The sequence below is a fragment of the Bradyrhizobium sp. LA2.1 genome (assembly GCF_040547725.1).
Taxonomy (GTDB): domain Bacteria; phylum Pseudomonadota; class Alphaproteobacteria; order Rhizobiales; family Xanthobacteraceae; genus Bradyrhizobium; species Bradyrhizobium barranii.
The window spans coordinates 12,391-31,351 of the sequence record NZ_JBEPQI010000040.1 but is presented as its reverse complement, the minus strand read 5'-3'; the positions used below and the strand labels follow the sequence as shown (position 1 = coordinate 31,351).

The 18,961-nt window shown below is 64.5% G+C and carries 16 protein-coding genes; 11 read left to right on the top strand and 5 right to left on the bottom strand.

From position 1 onward, the window contains the following. Positions 1-105 precede the first annotated feature (105 nt). Entirely contained in the window at positions 106-684 is a 579-nt protein-coding gene (locus tag ABIB95_RS43695; RefSeq protein WP_063985416.1) for a L,D-transpeptidase, read from the top strand. Positions 685-768: 84 nt separating this feature from the next. After that, entirely contained in the window at positions 769-1,584 is an 816-nt protein-coding gene (locus tag ABIB95_RS43690) for a DUF2927 domain-containing protein (RefSeq protein WP_354248776.1), read from the top strand. Positions 1,585-1,638: 54 nt separating this feature from the next. Here the strand turns inward: ABIB95_RS43690 and ABIB95_RS43685 are convergent, their stop codons facing one another. After that, the gene (locus ABIB95_RS43685) at positions 1,639-2,766 is read right to left on the bottom strand and encodes a threonine synthase (protein WP_354248775.1); all 1,128 of its coding nucleotides are present in this window, start codon (positions 2,764-2,766) and stop codon (positions 1,639-1,641) included. A gap of 388 nt (positions 2,767-3,154) precedes the next feature. On the opposite strand from ABIB95_RS43685, the gene ABIB95_RS43680 reads away from it, so the two are divergent. The 3 genes from ABIB95_RS43680 to upp all read left to right on the top strand — a co-directional run bounded on the left by ABIB95_RS43680 (position 3,155) and on the right by upp (position 6,539). Next, on the top strand, positions 3,155-4,411 hold the full coding sequence (locus ABIB95_RS43680; protein WP_354248774.1) for a GTP cyclohydrolase II: 1,257 nt from the start codon (positions 3,155-3,157) through the stop codon (positions 4,409-4,411). A 7-nt stretch (positions 4,412-4,418) separates the two neighbouring features. Beyond that, positions 4,419-5,657, top strand: coding sequence for a URC4/urg3 family protein (locus ABIB95_RS43675; RefSeq protein WP_354248773.1), 1,239 nt, complete (start codon positions 4,419-4,421; stop codon positions 5,655-5,657). A 252-nt stretch (positions 5,658-5,909) separates the two neighbouring features. After that, positions 5,910-6,539 carry a uracil phosphoribosyltransferase gene (gene upp, locus ABIB95_RS43670; RefSeq protein ID WP_014492299.1) on the top strand — a complete coding sequence of 210 codons (630 nt, stop codon included), beginning with the start codon at positions 5,910-5,912 and terminating at the stop codon, positions 6,537-6,539. 66 nt (positions 6,540-6,605) lie between these two features. On the opposite strand, the gene ABIB95_RS43665 is transcribed toward upp, so the two are convergent. After that, a complete protein-coding gene (locus ABIB95_RS43665) occupies positions 6,606-7,718 on the bottom strand; it encodes a M48 family metallopeptidase (protein ID WP_354248772.1) in 1,113 nt (370 codons plus the stop codon). A gap of 3 nt (positions 7,719-7,721) precedes the next feature. Continuing rightward, positions 7,722-8,876: a YjgN family protein gene (locus ABIB95_RS43660; protein WP_502917934.1), complete on the bottom strand. Its 1,155-nt coding sequence runs from the start codon at positions 8,874-8,876 to the stop codon at positions 7,722-7,724. 390 nt (positions 8,877-9,266) lie between these two features. Here ABIB95_RS43660 and ABIB95_RS43655 point away from each other — a divergent pair, with 390 nt between their 5' ends. Both ABIB95_RS43655 and ABIB95_RS43650 read left to right on the top strand, forming a co-directional pair. Further along, entirely contained in the window at positions 9,267-10,532 is a 1,266-nt protein-coding gene (locus ABIB95_RS43655) for a cytochrome P450 (protein ID WP_247315191.1), read from the top strand. 54 nt (positions 10,533-10,586) lie between these two features. After that, positions 10,587-11,861: a cytochrome P450 gene (locus ABIB95_RS43650; RefSeq protein WP_354248771.1), complete on the top strand. Its 1,275-nt coding sequence runs from the start codon at positions 10,587-10,589 to the stop codon at positions 11,859-11,861. Positions 11,862-12,098: 237 nt separating this feature from the next. Here ABIB95_RS43650 and ABIB95_RS43645 read toward each other — a convergent pair whose 3' ends face one another. Next, positions 12,099-13,019, bottom strand: coding sequence for a LysR substrate-binding domain-containing protein (locus ABIB95_RS43645; protein WP_354248770.1), 921 nt, complete (start codon positions 13,017-13,019; stop codon positions 12,099-12,101). Positions 13,020-13,144: 125 nt separating this feature from the next. Here ABIB95_RS43645 and ABIB95_RS43640 point away from each other — a divergent pair, with 125 nt between their 5' ends. The 4 genes from ABIB95_RS43640 to mdlC all read left to right on the top strand — a co-directional run bounded on the left by ABIB95_RS43640 (position 13,145) and on the right by mdlC (position 18,054). Further along, positions 13,145-14,314 carry an acyl-CoA dehydrogenase family protein gene (locus tag ABIB95_RS43640; protein ID WP_354248769.1) on the top strand — a complete coding sequence of 390 codons (1,170 nt, stop codon included), beginning with the start codon at positions 13,145-13,147 and terminating at the stop codon, positions 14,312-14,314. Positions 14,315-14,323: 9 nt separating this feature from the next. Further along, on the top strand, positions 14,324-15,427 hold the full coding sequence (locus tag ABIB95_RS43635; RefSeq protein WP_354248768.1) for a CaiB/BaiF CoA transferase family protein: 1,104 nt from the start codon (positions 14,324-14,326) through the stop codon (positions 15,425-15,427). A gap of 15 nt (positions 15,428-15,442) precedes the next feature. Continuing rightward, entirely contained in the window at positions 15,443-16,294 is an 852-nt protein-coding gene (locus tag ABIB95_RS43630; RefSeq protein WP_354248767.1) for an HTD2 family dehydratase, read from the top strand. A 140-nt stretch (positions 16,295-16,434) separates the two neighbouring features. Continuing rightward, a complete protein-coding gene (gene mdlC / locus ABIB95_RS43625; protein WP_354248766.1) occupies positions 16,435-18,054 on the top strand; it encodes a benzoylformate decarboxylase in 1,620 nt (539 codons plus the stop codon). Positions 18,055-18,079: 25 nt separating this feature from the next. Here mdlC and ABIB95_RS43620 read toward each other — a convergent pair whose 3' ends face one another. After that, a complete protein-coding gene (locus ABIB95_RS43620; RefSeq protein WP_354248792.1) occupies positions 18,080-18,943 on the bottom strand; it encodes an AIPR family protein in 864 nt (287 codons plus the stop codon). Positions 18,944-18,961: the final 18 nt, after the last annotated feature.

The following is an 18,961-nucleotide window of genomic DNA, read 5'->3' as shown; positions in this document are numbered from 1 at the left end:
GCCAGACGTTAAGGATGATCTCCCTCACGGGCCCGTGGCTTGCGAAATGCCCGCAAATATGGCCTGTGACTTCAGTTGAATCCGATTTTTTTACTGGGGGAAACAATGATCCGATTTTTTGCCGCGCCGATTGCCGCCATCGCACTGCTGTCGGCCACCGCCGGCGGCGCATTCGCCGAGGGGTTCGACTCGCGCGAGATCATGGGCTTCGGCCCGAGCTTCTTCCGCGGCGGCTCTAGCCCGATCCCCCGCACCACCATTATGTACAACGGCAATTACGCCCCCGGCACGATCGTGGTGAACACGAGCGAGCGCCGCCTGTATCTGGTGCTCCAGAACGGCCAGGCGCTGCGCTACGGCATCGGCGTCGGCCGCGACGGCTTCCGCTGGGGCGGAGTGCACAGGATCACCGCCAAGAAGGAATGGCCGGACTGGACGCCGCCGTCGCAGATGCTGGCCCGCCGGCCCGACCTGCCGCGCCACATGAAGGGCGGCATCGAGAATCCGCTCGGCGCGCGCGCGATGTATCTGGGCTCGACGCTCTACCGCATCCACGGCTCCAACGAGCCGGAGACGATCGGCCAGGCCGTGTCCTCGGGCTGCTTCCGCATGACCAACGAGGACGTCAGCGATCTCTACAGCCGCGTCTCGGTCGGTACCAAGGTGGTCGTGCTCAACAACTAGCCGTCGGCGAACTGCGGGAACCCGCAGGGCGCGTGAATATGCGGTCTTGTGCGTCGCTGCCGAATACGGCAGCGTCGGGACGTAATGAGCGCATTGGCCCCGCCTTCGTCAGGCTTTCGCATCGCCCTGCTGGCGCTCGCCACTTTCGCGTTCGCCCCTGACACCGCTACCATCGCCGTCGCGGGCGAATTGCCCGCGATCGCCTCGCGCCAGCGCGCCGAGAAGAAGAGCTTTACCGACGGCGAGATCGTCGAAGGCTTTCTGAAGACGGCGTTCGGCGCCGAATACCACCTCGCCGGCCGCGTCGACCGCATCCGGAAATTCGACGGGCCGGTGCGCGTCTACGCCGAGAGCGAGCGCGCCGACCGCAAGACGCAGCTCGCCAAGGTCGTGGCCGACATCGGCAGGCGCGTGCAGCATCTCGACATCGCCATGATCGACACCAGCGAAGCCGCGAACGTGCGGGTGAAGCTGGTTCGCGACCGCGACCTGTTTCGGACGATTTCCAGCTTCTACGGCGCGGAGAAGGCGCGCGAGATCCGCACCTCGCTCGATCCGCAATGCCTGTCCGGCTTCCGCAAGAACGACAATTTCGAGATCGAGCATTCCGACGTGATCCTCACCGTCGACAACGGCGATTTCACCTTCCTCGATTGCGCCTATGAGGAACTGCTGCAATCGCTCGGTCCGATCAACGACACCGCGAGCGTGCCGTGGACCATGTTCAACGACAATGTGTCGATGGGCTATTTCGACGTCTACGACCAGTACATCCTCAACCTGCTTTACGATCCCCGCATCAAGCCCGGCATGACCGTGCAGGAGGTCAGGGCGGTGCTGCCCCAGGTGCTCGCCGATGTGCGCGCCTGGGTGAGGCGCGTGAATGATCTGAAGGAGTAGATACTTCTTACCCTCCACCTGAGGGGGAGGGTAAGCGGAACGCCTCCTCCGCCCCTACTGCACGAGATCGGCGACGGTGGTCGCGGCCTTCAGGCCGGTGCCGGTGAGGACCGCGACCGTGGTCTCGTTCGCCTTGATCGATCCGGCGCCGGAGAGTTTCTCAAGCGCAGCGGCCGCGCTGGCGCTGGTCGGTTCGGCAAACAATCCCTGCCGCGCAAGACGCCGCAACGCGGCGACGATCTCGTCCTCGGTCAGCGCAACGGTGCCGCCGCCGCTCTCGCGCAAGCTCCCGATGATCTCGCGCAGGCGCAGCGGATTCTTGATGGCGGTGCCTTCGGCGACGGTCTTGTTCACCTCGCGGGCGACCGGCGTGTCGACACCCGCCTTGAAGCTGGCATCGATCGGCGAGCAGTTTAGCGGCTGCGCCGCGAACAGGCGCGGCAGCTTCGCGATCTGCCCGGCTTTCAGCAGCTCGCGGAAGCCGAAGGCGCAACCGAGCAGGCTGCTGCCGGCGCCAACGGGAACGATGACATTGTCCGGCGCGCGAAAACCGAGGTCTTCCCAGATTTCATAGGCGAGCGACTTGGTGCCCTCGAGGAAAAACGGTTGCCAGTTGTGGCTGGCATAGAAGGTCTGGCTCGACTGGCGGATGGCTTCGGCTTCAGACTCCTCGCGCGGGCCCTCGACGAGTTGAACTGTCGCGCCATAGGCACGCACCTGCGCGATCTTGGCCGGCGAGGTCGAGGCCGGCGCCAGGATCTTCACGCGCATGCCGCCGGCGGCACCTAACCCCGCCATCGATGAGCCGCCATTGCCTGAGGAGTCCTCAAGGATCGCGTCGACGCCGATCTGCCGCAGGAACGACAGCATCACCGAAGAGCCCCTGTCCTTGAAGCTGCCGGTCGGGTTGAACCATTCGAGCTTGAAGAACGGACGCAAATCGCCCCAGTCCTGCTGGACCAGCGGCGTGCAGCCTTCGCCAAGCGTGATCGGCTTCTTGATCTCGACCGGCAGCGCCGCCCGGTAGCGCCACAGCGAGCGCGTGGCGCCGTCGATGTCCGCGCGCGATATGCCAGGTCCCGGCGTCACCAGCAGCGGCGTCCGCTCGTCCGAGCACCAGCGCGGCTGGTCCAGCGGATAGAGCCGTCCGTTACGGGGGTCGATGTAGCTGGCGGTGGGCATGGCAGTCTCCAGGCGAGAGGCGATCTATACGATTTGTCCGATTATGTGGGTCTGGTCCAGTCCACGGCACCGCGGTGGCGCAACCGCCGCGCCGCCCTCTTGAAAACATAAAAAATATAACTACTTCAAATCCTTAGACCTATCGCGCGGATCGAATAGCAAGGTTCGGCCGGGGCGAAGGAGCGGCATCCAGGCGAGCCGGACCTGCCCGTCAGTGACGGGAATTTGGCCAGGGTCGCCTGCCCGGCGGGGAACCATTAACTTGTCTGTCGTCGCCAGCCGCTACAATATGTTGGATTGAGCTCGCGTCGCCGGTGTTCGGCACCGGCAACGCAAGTGAGCCAGGCCCGTCCGAGCGGCGGGCCGTCGGCTTTTTGGGAGCCTGGACATGAGCCGCGCGAACCGTACCGATCACATCCGCCTGACCTCCCATCCGGAGCCGGGCAAAAAGGCCGCGTTTCCGATTCACTGGGGCGCAGCCGACGCACGCGCCCGGGGGCCGATCATCGGCACGGTATCGCGCGCTGGGGATCGCAACGTGATCGGCAGCCATGGCGGCTCCTACGCCATGTACCGGGCGCTCGCGGTGTCCGCCGGCGCGCTCGATCCGATCCGCCGGCCCGACCTCACCAACACCTTTCCGGCCGCGACCATCGGGCCGTTCGAGCAATGGCGCGATCCCGACAAGATCGTCGCGCTCGATCCCTGGGGGCATCTCGTCGCGGAGAATTTCGGCAAGGACATCGCCGAGGGCGTCGACATCAGGCCGAGCATCGCGGTGACGCGCGCGCGGCTCGACCTGCCGGAGATCCGCGAGGCGCTCGCCGCAAAACGGCTGCGCGCCGACGGCGAGGTCGTGCACGCCAATGGCAGCGTGTCGGTGGTGAAGATCGCGATCGATCCGGTCTGGTACCTGCCGGGCCTTGCGACGCGCTTCGGCACCGGCGAGACCGAGCTGCGGCGCACGCTGTTCGAGCAGACCGCCGGCATGTTCCCCGAGTTGGTCACCCGGCCGGACATGAAGGTGTTCCTGCCGCCGATCGGCGGCACCACCGTCTACATGTTCGGCGATGTGACAAAGCTGCCGGACCACCGCACCAAGATCACCTGCCGCGTGCATGACGAGTGCAACGGCTCCGACGTGTTCGGCTCCGACATCTGCACCTGCCGCCCCTATCTCATCCACGGCATCGAGGAATCCGCGCGCGGCGCGCAGGAGGGCGGGCTCGGGCTCGTCATCTACAACCGCAAGGAAGGCCGCGCGCTCGGCGAGGTCACCAAGTTCCTGGTCTACAATGCGCGCAAGCGCCAGGAAGACGGCGACGCGGCGGCCGCCTATTTCGAGCGCACCGAATGCGTTGCCGGCGTCCAGGACGCGCGCTTCCAGCAATTGATGCCGGATACCATTCACTGGCTCGGCCTGAAGCGCATCGACCGCTTCCTGTCGATGAGCGACATGAAGCATGACGCGCTGACCTCGCAGGGCATCGACATCGTGGAGCGCGTGCCGATCCCGCTGGAGCTCATTCCGGCCGACGCCCATGTCGAGATCGCCGCGAAAAAGGCTGCCGGCTATTACTCGACCGACATCGCGCCGGAGAAGGACGTGAACGGCGTGGTCGGGCGCTCGCTGGAAAAGTACTGATCGCGCGATGGCGGAGGCTTTGGAACAACAGGCCCGCTCCCTGCTCAGCGCTGGAGCTGTTCGTGCGCGTGCCGGCAAAATGCTCGAGATCGGCCTTGCCGGCGGGCTCAATCATTTCACGATCGATCTCGATCGGATGGATGGCGTTGCGGATGCCGTGGTCGCGGTCACGCGCAAAGCCTATCCGACGCTGGATATCCCCTTCCATGCCCGCTGGCGGCATTTCGTGCTCGGCGGCGTCGATCGCTGGGCGGGCCTTGCCGACAAAGTATCGTGGCCGGATCGCGCGGCACGTGCGCGCGCGGAGTTCGACCTCGCCATCGTCAGCGTGCTGCTCGACGCAGGTGCGGGAGCCACGTGGCGCTATCGCGATGCCGTGACCGGCGAAAGTATCGGCCGATCGGAGGGGCTTGCCATCGCAAGCCTCGACATGTTTGCAGCCGGCCTGTTCTCCGGCGATGCGCGTGCGCCGCTCAGGGCCGATGCAGACGTGCTGGCGAAACTACCGCTGGCCTCCCTCATCTCGGCCTTTCAGGCGAGCGATGCCAATCCGCTGCTCGGTCTCGACGGACGCACTGATCTGCTGCGACGTCTGGGCAAGCTGGTTGCCGAGCGCGCGGACATTTTCGGCCTGCACGATACGCCGCGGCCAGGCGGCCTGTTCGATCACATCGCGGCACAGGCTGCGGGCGGCGCGGTCGCCGCGCCCGCCATCCTGTCCGCAGTGCTGAACCAGCTTGGAGCGATCTGGCCGTCACGGCTCGAGCTCGCCGGGATTCCGCTCGGCGATTGCTGGCGTCACCCGGCCATCAAGGCTGACGACGCAACGGCAGGCCTCGTACCCCTGCACAAGCTGTCGCAATGGCTGAGCTATTCGCTGATCGAACCGCTGCAGCGCGCCGGCTTTGACGTCACCGACATCGATGGCCTCACCGGGCTCGCCGAATACCGCAATGGCGGCCTGTTCGTCGATCACGAGGTACTGCGCCTGCGCGATCCCGGCGATGCCGAGCGCGCGCATGCGGTGGATTCCCTGCTCGTCGTAGAGTGGCGCGCGCTCACCGTCGCGCTGCTCGACCGGCTTGCGGGCAGCGTCCGCGCCAGGCTCGGCCGCACGCCCGAGACCTTGCCCCTCGCGAGCATTCTCGAAGGTGGCAGCTGGGCTGCCGGCCGCGCCATCGCCTTCGCGCGCCGGCCGGATGGCGCACCGCCGCTCAAGGTGATCAGCGACGGCACGGTTTTTTAAACCCTCTCCCCCTGTGGGAGAGGGTGGCTTCGCGAAAGCGAAGCCGGGTGAGGGGTTGTCTCCGCGAGGGCATCTCTCATTGGAGTTCGTGGAGAGAGACCCCTCATCCGGCGCCGTAGCCGATGCGGGGCATCGGCGTTCTTAAGAACGGCGGCCCAAGGGCCGCCTATGCCACCTTCTCCCACAGGGGGAGAAGGGAAGAAGCAACGGCCCGTCGCGTTTCACCCAAGTGCATTTCGTTAGGAGCGTTTCATGGAAGGCGTCACGATCGTCGATCATCCGCTGGTGCAGCACAAGCTGACGCTGGTGCGGGACAAGTCCATCTCGACCAAGTCCTTCCGCGAGCTGATCAAGGAGATCGGCATGCTGCTGTGCTACGAGATCACGCGGGATCTGCCGCTCGCCGATACCGTCATCGAGACGCCGCTGGCGACGATGCATTCGGCCAAGATCGCCGGCAAGAAGCTGGTGTTCGTGCCGATGCTGCGCGCCGGCACCACCTTCGTCGACGGCATGATGGATCTGGTGCCGACCGCGCGCGTCGCCCATATCGGCCTCTACCGCGAGCCGCACAGTTTTGCCGCGGTCGAGTATTTCTTCAAATCGCCGTCCGACCTCAGCGAGCGCCTGGCGATCGTGGTGACCCCGGTGGTCGCCACCGCCAACACGGCCGTCGCCGCGATCGACCGGCTGAAGGAGCGCGGCGCCAGGGATATCCGCCTCGCCTGCCTGATCGCGGCCCCTGAGGGGCTCGAACGGCTGCGCGGACTGCATCCCGACGTTCCGATCTGGACGGCTGCAGTGGACGAGGGTCTCGACGAGAACGGCTTTATCCTGCCGGGCCTCGGCGATGCCGGCGACCGCGCTTACGGGACGCGGTAGGCGCGGAGCTCTTTTTTTGCCGCGTTTTCTTCACGCGAACCGGTCGCCACTTCGCTCGAAAACGCTCTAGATCTTCCCGCTGCCGCAAATCAGCTTGAGCGACTGCCATTCCTTGTCCGTCAGCAGCGGCGGGCCGCTGGCGGGACGATCTTCCTTCGTCATGCGCGCGAGGCGGTCTTCGGTGAGCGGGTGGCTCGCCAGGATCGTGGTGAGGCCGGAGCCGCCTTCCTTGCCGGTGATGCGGAACATCAATTCGGCCGCGGGCTTCGGCGAGCGGCCGAGCTTGTGCATGATCTCGATCGCGAACGTATCCGCAGCGGTCTCGGCCTCGCGCGAATAGGAGGCTTCGACCACGCTGCGCGAGGCGAAGATCACGGCGCTCGAGCCGGTGACGTCGCCGAACAGCAGGCCGATCAGGAACGATGTGCCGCCGTTGTAGATCAGCCCGCGCATGTTGTCGTAATGCTTGAGATGGCCGAGTTCGTGGGCAAGGATGCCGGCGAGCTCGTCGGGGTTTTCGGCCTTGTCGACCAGACCCCTCAGCACGTACACCTTGCCGCCGGGCAGCGCGAATGCATTCGGCACCGAGGTCGGCAGTACACCGGCCGTCATGGAATCGTCGTCGAGGCCGGCGGCATCGCGCAGACGATTGACCAGTTTTGTGAACGCGGCCTTGCCCGCGGGGTCCTCGCACGCTTTGCGGCCGAAGATGGTTTTCACCTGGACTTCGGAGGCGTCGCCGATGCGCCGTTCGATCGGCTTGGGCACCAGCGGCGCGAGCCGGTCGGCAGCGAGCGGCACACCGAACAGCACGACGCAAACGATGGAGACGGCGGCGGCCACCGACCAGCCGACGATTTTTGCGACACCGCGGCGCGACGTCTGGTGCTCGTCGATACGCATGCAGCGTGCGGTCACGTCGGCGGCGAGCGCGGCGTCGCGAATTTCAAGCCGCGCCAGCGGCGGCGCGGATGTCGAGGCCAGGCGCAATATCCCGGCCGGACTGTCGGCGCGGCGAATGTCGGCATAGGTCCAGCGAACCGGCGCTCCGCCCTCCTCGACGATGTCGAGCGCGTCACCGAGCGCCAGCGACACCTCCCGCCTGCGGCTCGACACGCCGTCGAAGAAGATCGTCGGCTTGGCGGACTGCGCCGGAACCTCGGTGGACAACTCACTCACAGATCAGAATCCCGCGACATCGAGCCCATCGGCAAAGCCTTCGCCGAGCGCGCTGGCAAGCTCACCGCTGCCGCGTACATCCGCCGCGGCCCCGATGTTATGCACCTCGACGGTTTCCAGCACCTTGGCCCAGAGATCGCGCTGCAGATAGACCCGCATGACGATGTTGATCGCTAGCGCCACGGCGAAATAGCCGATCACCATCATGACCAGCATCGGGATGCTCTTGCCGGCATTTCCGGGGCCGAAGACCTGATCAGCCGGAACGCCACTCAGCTGGACGACGAGCAAGGCACCGCCGCCCATATAGGCGGCGAAAATGGTCGAAAGCAGCATCCACCAGCCGATCACTTTCCAGTACAGGCCGTAGAACGCGTTGTGCGGCAACTCCGAGGACAGACTGACACCGCCGATGCGGATGCCGTCGAGCCACCAGCGCCATTCACGCGCCTTGAACTCGGCATAGAAGAACGGGGCGAGCGGGAAGATCACGATTGCGATCGGGCTCAAGAGCCACAGCCACCAGCCGCGCTTGAAGAAGGTCCAGCCGTCGCCTTCGAAATCGCCGGAGAGATCGCCGTAATGGGTGTGCCGCATCTTGTAGCGTTCGAGCGACGCCTCGCGCCAGGGCAGCGCCAGGCCGAGGGTGAGAAACACCAGCAGGCCCCACGCCATGGCCCGGAACGAATAGGCCCAGCCCGAGCCGTCCATCCAGAACCGGACGCCGCGCCAGACCGTGCGCGTCAGGCGATAGCGCCGCGCGCGAAAAATCGCGAACTGGCCGAAGGCATAGAAGCTGATGAACAGCGGCGTCGAGGCAAAGCCCTGCCAGCGCTCGAACTCGATGCCGATGAGAAAATAAGCGAGGTAGATCGGCACCAGGATCGCGAGCGCGAACAGGAAGCCGATCAGCAGCTCCTTGGCCCGGCCGGTGTATTCGGCCGCATCGCCGTCGACCGCGGTGTTCGTCCACAAATGACGGCGGATGTCGGTGACCAGCCAGAACCGGTAGAAGCCGAAGGTGACGAGCTCAAGCATGGCACCCTTGGTGACCATTTTGCGGAACTCGGAGCGGTTGCCGGTGAAATCGACCCGCGTGGGCGGCAGCGGCGGGGGTAAGGGTTCGGACCCGATGGGGGCCCATTGCATGTCGTTCACGGCGGCAACCTCGGGGTGCGGACCTGATACGGTCAAACTATAGATCAGAGATTTGGTCGATCCCCAAGATGGCTGGGTTCGATTTACCTCGATTTCTCGCATGATTCCGCAGGCGCGGGGGTGCGGGAGATCACGTTGACACATCTGCGTGACGGTTGCTGATCCGTAGCCCGGATGGAGCGGAGCGTAATCCGGGACAGCGCCAATGGCGGCCGGAATCCCGGATTTCGCGCCGCTCCATCCGGGCTACGCATCTAGCCACCTCTCGCAAAGGTTGGATGTGGCAAAAGTCTCCCTTGCTCCGACGCAGACAACCGGCTGTAATTGCAAATCAAATACCGCAGCGCAGAATTCAACGAGAACGCGCGGTTCATGTCAGGGAGAGCGGTCATGCATGGGACCATCGAGAGCGCGGCGAAGCTCGACGAGCTACGCGCGCGCGCCACGTCACTGCCGCTGGAGCAGTTCGATCCGGGCGATCCCGAGTTGTTCAGGACCGATACGTTCTGGCCCTATTTCGATCGGCTGCGCCGCGAGGATCCCGTGCACTATTGCAAGGACTCGATGTTCGGGCCGTACTGGTCGGTGACGCGCTACAACGACATCATGGAGATCGAGACCAACCATTCGGTGTTCTCCTCGGCTTCCGCGCTCGGCGGCATCACCATCCGCGACATCGACCCGGACCTGCGCCGCGAGAGTTTCATCTCGATGGATCCGCCGCGCCACGCGGCGCAGCGCAAGACCGTGGCGCCGATGTTCACGCCGACGCATCTGGACAATCTCGCGCTCAGCATCCGCGAGCGTTCGGCCGAGTGCCTGGACAATCTGCCGCGCGGTGAGGTGTTCGACTGGGTCGATCGTGTCTCGATCGAGCTCACCACGCAGATGCTCGCGGTGCTATTCGACTTTCCCTGGGAGGACCGCCGCAAGCTGACGCGCTGGTCTGATATCGCGACCACCATTCCCGGCCCCGACGGCCTCGTCGCGACCGAAGACGAGCGGCAGGCCGAGCTGACCGAATGCGCGGGCTATTTCGCGCGGCTGTGGAAGGAACGCATCGAGCAGCCGCCGAAGAGCGACCTGCTCTCGATGATGGCGCATGGCGCCGCGACGCGCGACATGGATGCGAAAAACTTCCTCGGCAATCTCATCCTTTTGATCGTCGGCGGCAACGACACCACCCGCAACACGATGTCGGGATCGATCTACGCACTGAGCCAGCATCCGGAGCAGTATCGCAAGCTGCGCGAGAACCCCGGCCTGCTCGACAGTTTCGTGCCGGAGGTGATCCGCTGGCAGACGCCGCTGGCGCATATGCGGCGCACCGCGCTTGCCGACTTCGAGTTCCGCGGCAAGCAGATCAAGCAAGGTGACAAGGTCGTGATGTGGTACGTCTCGGGCAACCGCGACGAGGAAGCGATCGAAAAGCCCTACGATTTCATCATCGACCGCGCCCGCCCGCGCACGCATCTGTCCTTCGGCTTCGGCATTCACCGTTGCGTCGGCTTGCGGCTTGCCGAACTTCAGCTCAAGATTATCTGGGAAGAGATCCTCAAGCGCTTCGACCATATCGACGTGGTCGGCGAACCCAAACGGGTCTATTCGAGTTTCGTAAAGGGACTTGAAACCTTGCCGGTGAAGATCACGGCGTGAGATCACTCCCTCTCCCCGCTTGCGGGGAGAAAGAGAAACACTGGAGCTACGACCATGAACATCCAGACTCCGGTCAAGACCGACAACGTCGAACGCATGCGCAGGGCCCGCGAGGAGGCCTATGCGACGCCGCTGGCGCAATTCCACCCCGGCGCACCCCGGCTGTTCCAGGACGACACCTTGTGGCCGTGGTTCGAGCGGTTGCGCAAGGAAGAGCCGGTGCATTACTGCACCAATGCGCCGATCGAGCCGTACTGGTCGGTGGTGAAGTACAACGACATCATGCATGTCGACACCAGTCACGGCATCTTCTCCTCGGACTCGACGCTCGGCGGCATCGGGATCCGCGACGTGCCGCAGGGCTATGACTGGCCGAGCTTCATTGCCATGGACCAGCCGCAGCATTCGGCGCAGCGCAAGACGGTGTCGCCGATGTTCACGCCGACGCATCTGGACGAGCTGGCAAAACTGATCCGCCAGCGCTCGCAGACCGTGCTCGACAACCTGCCGCGCAACGAGACCTTCAATTTCGTCGAGCGCGTCTCGATCGAGCTGACGACGCAGATGCTGGCGACCCTGTTCGACTTCCCCTGGGAAGAACGCCGCAAGCTGACGCGCTGGTCCGACGTCGCGACCGCGCTGCCCAAGAGCGGCATCGTCGCCTCCGCCGAAGAGCGCCGCCGCGAGATGGACGAATGCTACGCCTACATGTCCAAGCTCTGGAACGAGCGCGTCAATTCCGCGCCGCGCAACGATTTGCTGTCGCTGATGGCACATAATGATGCGACGCGCTTCATGGACCCCGACAATCTCATGGGCAACATCATCCTGCTCATCGTCGGCGGCAACGACACCACGCGCAACACCATGAGCGGCTCGGTGCTGGCGCTGAGCGAGAACCCGGACCAGTTCGACAAGCTGCGCGCCAATCCGGAGCTGATCGATTCCATGGTACCCGAGGTGATCCGCTGGCAGACGCCGCTGGCGCATATGCGGCGCACCGCGCTTGCCGACACCGAGATCGGCGGCAAGCACATCAAGAAGGGCGACCGCGTCGTGATGTGGTACGTCTCGGGCAACCGCGACGAGGAGATGTTCGAGAAGCCGAACGACTTCATCATCGACCGCCCCCGCCCGAGGACCCACCTCTCGTTCGGCTTCGGCATCCACCGCTGCGTCGGCATGCGGCTGGCCGAGCTGCAGCTGCGGATCGTCTGGGAGGAGATGCTGAAGCGCTTCGACCGCATCGAGGTGGTCGGCGAACCCAAGCGGATCTATTCGAGCTTCATCAAGGGCTATGAGTCGTTGCCGGTGAGGATTCCGGGGTAGGCCCCACTGTCATGCCCCGCGAAGGCGGGGCATCCAGTACGCCGCGGCCTCTCGGCTCGAGCCGCGCCGGCTCTGGAATACTGGATCGCCCGCCTTCGCGGGCGATGACACTGAGGGTGAGGCTGGGAGCGCACGCTCCTCACTCTTCATCCGGTCCAGCTATAAAATTCCGGCATGACAGGTCGCGCCAGATGCGAAGGCAAGTTGGCGCGCGGCTGTTCTAGGACACGCGTGCATCTAACTCAACTTGATGTCCCACAGGCCTTCCTTGCGGCAGGCCGCGACTTCCTCGCGCAAAAGCGTCGTGATGGCGAGCGACGCCGTCGAGGCCGGGCGGTCGATCGGAGAGGCGAAAATGAGCTCGCGCGTCATCGGCTTGGATACGGGCGCGGTCTCCAGCCGTCCGTCGGCGACCTCGCCGTGGACCGACGAGGGCGGCAGCAGCGCGAAGCCAAGGCCTTCCTCGACCAGGCTCGTCAGCACGCGGAACGAATCCGCCTCGAGCTGGACGTTCAGCTTGATCTTGCGCTGGGCGGCGGCGTGCTCGATCAGCGCGCGGAGACCGTGGGAATGACTGGGCAGCACCAGCCGCTGCCGCAGCAGCCAGCCGACATCGACGCTCTTCTTGCGCCCGAGGCCGCAGCCGCGCGGACCAACCGCGACGATGTTGTCGCGGCCGAGGCTCTCCACGTTGAGATGCAGATCGGCGGAGCGGCCGTAGAGAATGGCCAGATCCATCTCGCCGCGATGCAGCCATTCGACGAGATGGCCGCTGTAGCTCTCGACGATGCGCAGCGAAATGCCGGGAAATTTTTCGACGCAGCGCCGCGCGAAGCGCGCCGACAGCACACAGCTCACGGTCGGAACCAGGCCGAGCACAACCTGGCCGGACGGCGGCCCCTTGGTCGACTGGATATCGTCGCGGATCTGGTCGATCTGCCGCACGATGCCGGAGGTACGTGCCAGCAGGAGACGGCCGGCTTCCGTCAGCACCATGCCGCGTCCGTTGCGCGTGAACAATTCGGTGCGCAGCTCGTGTTCCAGCAGCTTGATCTGCCGGCTCAGCGCCGGCTGCGCCACACGCAACGTGTCGGACGCCTTGGAGAGGCTGCCGAGCTCCGCCACGCAACTGAAGGTCCTGAGCTGCCGGAAATCCATGCTTGCCAATCCTGGAAGGCTACTTCATACGCTATAGCAAATGAGCATAGGGGGCTGGCGATGTTTTCACAACGCCAGAGGATCGGCCGGCGTTATCTTGACTGCCGCTAGATACGGGAAACGCCATGAGTGAAGAACACCACACCGAAGATCACGCCGACATCCGCGAAGCCGTCGCAAAGCTCTGCGCGCAGTTTCCCGGCGAGTACTGGCGCAAGCTCGATCGCGAGATGGCCTATCCCAAGGCCTTCGTCGATGCACTGACGCAGGCCGGCTATCTCTCGGTGCTGATCCCCGAGGAATATGGCGGCGCGGGCCTGAAGCTTTCCGCCGCGGCTGCGATCCTCGAAGAGATCCAGCGTGCCGGCTGCAACGGCGGCGGCTGTCACGCCCAGATGTACACGATGGGCACCGTGCTGCGGCACGGCAGTGACGAGCAGAAGGCGAAGTACCTGCCGAAGATCGCCAGCGGCGAATTGCGCCTGCAAGCCTTCGGCGTCACCGAGCCGACCAGCGGCACCGACACCTCCTCGCTGAAGACGTTTGCGCGCAAGGAAGGCAACGACAGCTACATCGTCAACGGCCAGAAGATCTGGACCAGCCGGGCCGAGCATTCCGACCTGATGGTGCTGCTGGCGCGCACCACGCCGAAAGAGCAGAGCAAGAAGCGCACCGATGGTCTTTCGGTGTTCATCGTCGACATGCGCGAGGCCAAGAACAACGGCCTCGAGATCCGACCGATCCGCACCATGATGAACCACGCCACCACCGAAGTGTTCTTTACCGACATGAAGGTGCCGGCGGAGAATCTGATCGGCGAGGAAGGCAAGGGGTTCCGCTACATCCTCTCCGGCATGAATGCCGAGCGCATCCTGATCGCGGCCGAATGCGTCGGCGATGCCAAATGGTTCATTGCGAAGGCCACGAACTACGCCAAGGAGCGCGCGGTGTTCGGCCGGCCGATCGGCCAGAACCAGGGCATTCAGTTTCCGATCGCCAAGGCCTACGCCTCGATGCGCGCGGCCGAATTGATGGTGAAGGAAGCGACGCGCAAATACGAGGCCCGGCTCGACTGCGGCGCGGAGGCCAACATGGCCAAGATGCTGGCGGCCGATGCGTCGTGGGAAGCGGCAAACGCCTGCATCCAGACCCATGGCGGCTTCGGCTTCGCCGAGGAGTACGACGTCGAGCGCAAATTCCGCGAGACGCGGCTTTATCAGGTAGCGCCGATCTCGACCAACCTGGTGCTGTCCTACGTCGCCGAGCACGTGCTCGGCATGCCCCGCTCGTACTGAGGTCGCATCATGGGAGCATTGGACGGGATCAGGGTGATTGCGGTCGAGCAGGCGGTCGCGGCGCCGTTCTGCTCGTCGCGGCTGGCAGACGCCGGCGCGGAGGTGATCAAGATCGAGCGGCCCGAAGGCGATTTCGCTCGCGGCTATGACGCGGCGGCCAAGGGCCAGAGCAGCTATTTCGTGTGGCTCAACCGCGGCAAGCAATCGGCGGTGGTCGATCTCGCAACGAAAGAAGGCTGCGCCGAGCTCGAGAAGCTGATCGCAAGCGCGGACGTGCTGATCCAGAACCTCAAGCCGGGCTCGATGGACAAGCTCGGCTTTTCACGCGAACGGCTGCTGAAGGACTATCCGAAGCTGATCTCGTGCACGATCACCGGCTATGGCGACGATGGCCCCTACGCCCACCGCAAGGCCTATGACCTGCTGATCCAGGCCGAGAGCGGCCTCGCCTCGATCACCGGCAACCCTGACGGCGCCTCGCGCGTCGGCATGTCGATCGTCGACGTCGCGACCGGCGCCACCGCGCATGCGGCGATCCTGGAAGCGCTGATCGCGCGCGGGCGCACCGGCAAGGGCTGTGACATCCGCATCTCCATGTTCGACGTGATGGCCGACTGGTGCACCGTGCCGCTGCTCAATTCCGAAGCCGGCAATCCGCCGAAGCGGATGGGCCTGCGCCATCCCTCGATCGCGCCCTACGGCGTGTTCACCTCGAAGGACGGCAAGGACATCCTGATCTCGATCCAGAGCGAGCGCGAGTGGAAGACGCTGTGCGTCAAGGTGCTCGACCAGCCCGACCTGCCGGCCGATCCGCGCGTCGCCAACATGGTCGAGCGCGTGCGCAACCGCGATTTCACCGACACGACGGTCGCGAACATTTTCGGCAAGATGACGCGCGACGAGCTGTTGAAGCGGCTGTCGGACGCCGACATCGCGTTTGCCGAGGTCAACACCATGGCCGACCTCACCAATCATCCGCATCTGCGCCGCATCGAGGTCGATACGCCGCAGGGACGTGTCAGCTATCCCGCGCCGGCGCCGATCATCGTCGGCGAGACCCGCGCTTACGGCGCTGTGCCGGGCATCGGCGAGCGGCCGACCAGGAAGTCATAACAAGAGCGAGGCGTCATGACCGAGAAGCTCGACATCGACCATCTCAGGCAATGGATCGGCCGCAGCACGGAGGCCACCGACATCGTCACCGCGCAGCTCGCCAAGGGCTTGCGCGCGACGCTGTTCCAGGAAGTCGGCGAGCCCAAAGCGGGCGATGCCGCGCCGTTCACGGTGCATTGGTGCCTGGCGCAGCCGGTGTTTCCGATGTCGATGCTCGGCCCCGACGGCCATCCGACCCGCGGCGGTTTCCTGCCGCCGGTGCCGCTGCCGCGCCGGATGTGGGCCGGCGGCGAGATCGAGTTCCTGCAGCCCTTGCGCGTCGGCGATGAATCAACGCGGACCTCGCGCATCGCCGATGTGCAGGTGAAATCCGGCTCGACCGGCACGCTGTGTTTCGTCTCGGTCGAGCACAGCATCTCCTCGCCGCGGGGCGTTGCTATCCGCGAGCGGCAGGACATCGTCTATCGCGAGATGACGAGCAGCACGCCCGCCGGTGCCAAGGCCCCGCCCCCGCCGCCCAAGGCGCAGCACCGCGAGACGCATGTGTCCGATCCCGTGCTGCTGTTTCGCTATTCCGCGCTGACCTTCAACGGCCACCGCATCCATTACGACCGCGACTACGTTACCAAGGTCGAGGGTTACCCGGGCCTGATCTTCCATGGGCCGCTGCAGGCGGCGCTCATCGTCGAGATGGCGGCGAAGCTGCACGACGGCAAGGCGCCGAAGAAATTCACCTATCGCGGCGTGCAGCCGCTGTTCGAGGGCACGGAGTTCTCCATCAACGCCAACGAGACCGAGGCGGGCCTGGAGCTGTGGACCGCGAATGCGGAGGGACAGCCGACGATGAAGGGCACGGCGGTGTGGTAGGCACCGCTATTAGACCCTCACCCTGAGGAGCGCGCCCCTTCGCGCGCGTCTCGAAGGGCGAGGCCACCAGCCGGGCCTTCATCCTTCGAGACGCGCGTTCCGCGCTCCTCAGGATGAGGAATTTACAGGGGACGGAAACCATGGCCAAGAACGGCAAGAGCGGCAGCAAGTCCGTCACCGTGAAGCAGGCGACGCTCGACCTGCTGCGCTCGCTGGGCATCGACAGGGTGTTCGGCAATCCCGGCTCGACCGAGCTGCCGTTCCTGAGCGACTGGCCTGATGACATCGACTACGTGCTGGCGCTGCAGGAAGCCTCCGCCGTCGGCATGGCCGATGGTTACGCGCAGGCGACGCGCAATGCGGGCTTCGTCAATCTGCATTCGGCCGCCGGCGTCGGCAACGCGCTTGGCAATATCTACACCGCGCATCGCAACCAGACGCCGCTCGTGATCACCGCGGGCCAGCAGGCGCGCTCGATCCTGCCCTTGCAGGCGTTCCTCTATGCCGAGCGCGCCTCGGAATTCCCGCGGCCTTACGTCAAGTACAGCGTCGAGCCGGCCCGGCCAGAGGACGTGCCGGCCGCGATCGCGCGGGCCTATTACACCGCGATGCAGCCGCCCTGCGGGCCGACCTTCGTGTCGATCCCGATCGACGACTGGGCCCATGCGACCGCACCGGTCGATGCGCGCAAGGTCAGCCGCGAGATCGGGCCCGAGCCTGACGCGATCAAGGCGCTGGTCGCCGCGCTCGGCTCAGCCAAGAATCCCGCCCTCGTGGTCGGCCCCGGCGTCGACCGCGCCGGCGCGGTCGATTTGATGGTGCGCGTGGCCGAGAAGGCCAGGGCCAGCGTCTGGGTCAGCCCGTTCTCCGCGCGCTGCTCGTTCCCCGAGCGTCATCCGCAGTTCGCAGGCTTCCTGCACGCCTCGCCCGCGCAACTGTCCGACGCGCTGCGCGAGCACGATCTCGTCGTCGTCGTCGGCGCGCCGGTGTTCACCTTCCATGTCGAGGGCCATGCCGCGATCTTCGATGGCGGCGCGACGATTTTTCAGATCACCGACGATCCGGACGCGGCCGCGGTAACGCCCGTCGGCACCAGCATCATCGCGACCATGAAGCCGGCGCTCAGCCTGCTGCTCGACTTGCTGCCGGAGAGCAAACGCGCAGCGCCAAAGGGCCGCACGCTGCCGCCGGCGCCGCAGGCCGCCGATCCGCTGCCGGTCGAATTTTTGCTGCATTCGCTGTCGCAGGCGATGCCGGATGGCACCTCACTGGTCGAGGAAGTGCCCTCGCACCGGCCGGCGATGCAGAAGTTCATGCCGATGCGCGGCCAGGACAGTTTCTACACCATGGCGAGCGGCGGCCTCGGTTACTCCCTGCCCGCCGCGGTCGGCATGGCGCTCGGCAAGCCGAAGCAGCGCACCGTGTGCCTGATCGGCGACGGCTCGGCGATGTATTCGATCCAGGCGCTGTGGACCGCCGCGCAACGAAAGCTGCCGCTGACCATCGTCGTCATTAACAATTCCGGCTACGGCGCGATGCGCTCGTTCAGCCAGGTGATGCAGGTGAGGAACGTGCCGGGGCTGGAGCTGCCGGGGATCGATTTCGTCAGGCTCGCCGAAGGCATGGGGTGCCATGCGGTGCGGGTGAGCAAGGCCGCGGAGCTCGGCGAGGCGCTCAAGCGCGGAATGGCGTTCGACGGGACGAGCCTCGTCGAGGTCGTCGTGGATTCGGCGGTGCCGGTGCTGTACGCGAAGAGTTAGTGGCCTAGACGAAACACAATTCCATTTATCCAGCCAAAGCGTTATCTAGTTCCCTTCCGATGATCCTGAGCTGCTTGGTAAATTGCCTCTTCTGCTTGTTAGCCGACGATCGCCAATAGGGCGCAAAGGTCGTAAGCAAATCTTTGACGTCTCTATAGAATCGAGAAATGTCTAGTCGTTCTCCCTCTTGTCTCTTCTTGTTGGTCGCAACATAGAATTGGTGGGTCACGATATACATCTTGTCGAGCGATTTACACAAAGCATCCCAAAGCCTACCGCTCTCTAGCTGACATTCCGAGACAAATGCCTGCCTATTCGCACGCGTCGACAGCGTGGGAGCGAGATGCCCCCACATCGCCGACATCACAAGCCATTTTGCATAGCCTCTATCAGAATCCCCTCTAGCCCGAATAGTTGCAGCCCGCCGCAGCCACCAACGCACTAGATAAAAATACGGGTCCGAGTGACTGAAAAGGGTCTTGTAGTGCATCTCGAATAGGTGTTCGACACCGGATCTAATCTCGCGCGGATCTAGTTCACAGGCAGCAACAGCCTGGGCGAGTTCATCTCTCTTTACCTGCTTCGTTGTGCGCCCGGCCTCCCGACGCGCCTCCGATTTTGATTGTCGCTTGCGGATGTATTGATACCGCAATTTACGAAACTCTTTTTGTATATGAATTTGGCGCTCGTCGTTAGCTATCAAGTCCGAGTGCTTAATGGCGTTCTGCCAGTTAGTCGCCTGCACCACCCTCGAGACGAAATTGGAGTAGTTGTCTTGCGGTACTTGCATGACTTTGACGAGAACCGTTGCCTTCGGCTTGCTGCTTTGCTCAAAGATAGTTCTGACAGTTTGCTGCCCATTAATGACCTGGGCGTTGGACAATTGAATCTTGTTAGCATCGCTCCT